The organism is Stenotrophomonas sp. 05L44_2 (assembly GCF_056665995.1).
The window spans coordinates 1-1,288 of the sequence record NZ_JBFTNR010000940.1; the positions used below are offsets into that span (position 1 = coordinate 1).

The 1,288-nt window shown below is 67.1% G+C and carries 2 protein-coding genes; one reads left to right on the plus strand and one right to left on the minus strand.

The genetic code is table 11. The annotated features are described in order from the left end of the window. Positions 1-231 precede the first annotated feature (231 nt). On the plus strand, positions 232-948 hold the full coding sequence (locus tag AC1VAN_RS22140; RefSeq protein ID WP_442251675.1) for a hypothetical protein: 717 nt from the start codon (positions 232-234) through the stop codon (positions 946-948). A 46-nt stretch (positions 949-994) separates the two neighbouring features. Here the strand turns inward: AC1VAN_RS22140 and AC1VAN_RS22145 are convergent. Continuing rightward, a partial coding sequence (locus AC1VAN_RS22145) for an SDR family oxidoreductase (protein WP_480986783.1) occupies positions 995-1,288 on the minus strand: 294 nt, incomplete at its 5' end.

The following is a 1,288-nucleotide window of genomic DNA, read 5'->3' on the forward strand; positions in this document are numbered from 1 at the left end:
GCCCACCTTGGTGGGCACTGGCAAACARCGGTGCCAACCAAGGTTGGCAAYTACCGGGGCATCTGAGCCCTGCGCTGGGGCTGTGCCCCCGCTTTGGTAGACGCCCACCTTGGTGGGCRCTGGCAAACARCGGTGCCAACCAAGGTTGGCAACTACCACGGCATGGGCACTGCGGGTGCCAACCAAGGTTGGCAACTACCCGGGCATGGACCACCGCTGTAGGCTGATCGCATGAAAAGACTGATCTGGCTGGCCATGGCCCTGTTGCCCGGCAACGCGTTGGCCGACGATATGGTGATCTACCGCTGCATGGGCAGCAGCGATGTTCCTACGTTGCAGCGCACCCCCTGCCCCGCCGGCACCCGCCAGCAGATCCAGCGCGTCCCTGCGCCAGCCGCTGCAGCACCCGCTGCGCCGGTGCAGAACAGCCCCGCTCCGACGCCTGCAGCGATGCCGTCCGTGGACGCCGCCACCGAGCCTGCCGCTACGCAGCCACGTGAGGGCCGAACGATCATGGAAGCACGCATGGTCGAGCACGAAGGCGGCGACGCCATACTCGACAGCGCGGTGCTGCCACGTTCGAGCGACGCCACGTCGGGGGATGGCAACACACCGTCAAAGCCACCGCTGCCGGCGATCTATCAATGCCTCAGCAGCGAGGGAAGCTCGTACCTGCATGAGTACGAGGCTGCACCAGGCCGCTGCGAACTGTTGAACGTGCAGGGCCTGGGCGGAGCGACACCGGTGAACGCCGCCAGCTGTGAGGTGGTCAGGGACCGCTGCACTGAAGTGGCCGAAGCGCAGCGCTGCGGCAGCTGGCAGCAGCGCTTCCGCGATGCACGCGGTCGCGAGCGCTTTGCTGCGCCCGAAAACCAACCGGCAGCCCGCGGCGAACGCGAACGCCTGCAGGCCGTGCTGGAAGCCAGCGACTGCCCCGTGCCGAAGTAGAGCATCCACGCCCGCCGTGGTTGCCGATTCGCAGCGGGTGGTCCCGTCAGAACCCGTAGCGCAGGAAGCCGCCATCCACCGCGATGCATTCGCCGGTGACATAGCTCGATGCCGGCAGGCACAGGAAGCCCACGGCCGAGGCCACTTCCTCCGGCTCACCGATGCGCCGCATCGGCGTGCGTCCGATCACTTCCTCGTAGTAGTCGGTATCGGACAGCGGGCCCGAAGTGCGACGGGTCCGGATGTACCACGGCGCCACTGCATTGACCCGGATGCCATCCTCGGCCCACTCCACCGCGAGGTTGCGGGTCATCTGGTGCATCGCCGCCTTGGTCATGCC